This window comes from Halobaculum sp. EA56, from assembly GCF_051195075.1.
GTDB lineage: Archaea > Halobacteriota > Halobacteria > Halobacteriales > Haloferacaceae > Halobaculum.
Genome location: NZ_JBNTJX010000093.1, coordinates 1 through 1,182, shown reverse-complemented (window position 1 = coordinate 1,182; position 1,182 = coordinate 1). Strand labels below are relative to the sequence as shown.

Here is a 1,182-nt window from a genome sequence, read left to right as displayed (position 1 = left end):
GACATGGACGTGATCCGGTCGTGAGCGCCGACGGTCGCTCGGTCGCCGAACGGCTCCGCGACGCCGCCGTCGAGAAGCCGGTGCTCGGCGCCTTCGTCGCGCTGCTGCTGGTGCTGTCGGCCGGGTTCCTCGTCGCGCTCGTCGCCGCCCTCGTGTTCCTGGTGTGACCCCGGGCTCGGCGGCCGGTCGGTCGTGGGGGCGGACAGAACCCGGCTCCGGCCCCGCTATTCGTCGGCGTCGCCGCGCGCGAGCGACGACTTCTCCCGGTCGTGTTCGAGTTCGCGGGCGACCCAGCGGGCCGCGAGTTCGATCCCCTGGCGCTCCCAGGCGGCGAACCCCCGGCGTCGCGTCCGGTCGACGACGCACAGCGTGCCGTACGTCCGGCCGTCGACGGTCACGGGGGTGCCGAGGTAACACGACAGCCCGAGCCGTCGGGCGACCGCGGGGCGGCCGTCGCCGTCGACGCCCCCGCCCGGGTCGGAGGTGACGGTCCGTCCCTCGTTCACCGTCGTCTCGCAGTACGTCTCCTCGAGGGGGATCGGTCCGGCAAACTCGTCCCGGAGCGCCCGGCTCGCGTCGGCGGCGACGACGCGGAACTCCCCGTCGGCGACGCGCGCCAGCCCCGCGAAGTCGACCTCGTAGGTCGCCCTGACCGACCGGAGCACGCCCTCGACGGCGCCGTCGACGTCCGTCGGCGCGCCGGCGACGGCCTCGCCCAGCCGACGGAACGCGGCCGCGCCACGGCGCGTGCGCTGGCGGTCGTGATACGTTTCGATCGCGTCGTCCAGTCGGTCGACGAGCGTCCCGACTTCCCCGTCGGTCAGCGGGACGTGGGCGGTGACGCCCGCGCGGAACAGCGCGCGGACGACCCCCGCCCCGGCCGCGTCGTCGCCGTACGCGACGATCGGTAGGTCGGGGTACCCGCCGCGCACCCGCCCGACGAACTCGACGGTTCCGTCCGGGAGCGGATGACCCACCAGCACCGCGTCGTACGACTCGTGCCCGAGCGTGTCGACCGCCGTCCCGCCGCACGGCTCCGGGTCCGTGACGAACCGCCGCTCCGCTGCGACGCCGGCGCCGACCGCCTCCCGTCGGTCGCGGTCGGCGTCGACGTGGAGCAGGCGGTGCTCGTCCATCGCCCGTACGAGCGAAAGCCCGCGATAAGACGTTGGTGGCCGAGAC

At 75.0% G+C, this 1,182-nt stretch carries 1 protein-coding gene; it reads right to left on the bottom strand.

From position 1 onward, the window contains the following. Positions 1–224: 224 nt before the first annotated feature. Positions 225–1,136, bottom strand: coding sequence for a GAF domain-containing protein (locus tag ACQUQ1_RS22290; protein ID WP_435066369.1), 912 nt, complete (start codon positions 1,134–1,136; stop codon positions 225–227). Positions 1,137–1,182: the final 46 nt, after the last annotated feature.

Coding starts and splice junctions, on each gene's coding strand:
- ACQUQ1_RS22290 (WP_435066369.1), bottom strand. CDS start 1,136: ATGGACGAGCACCGCCTGCTCCACGTCGACGCCGACCGCGACCGACGG.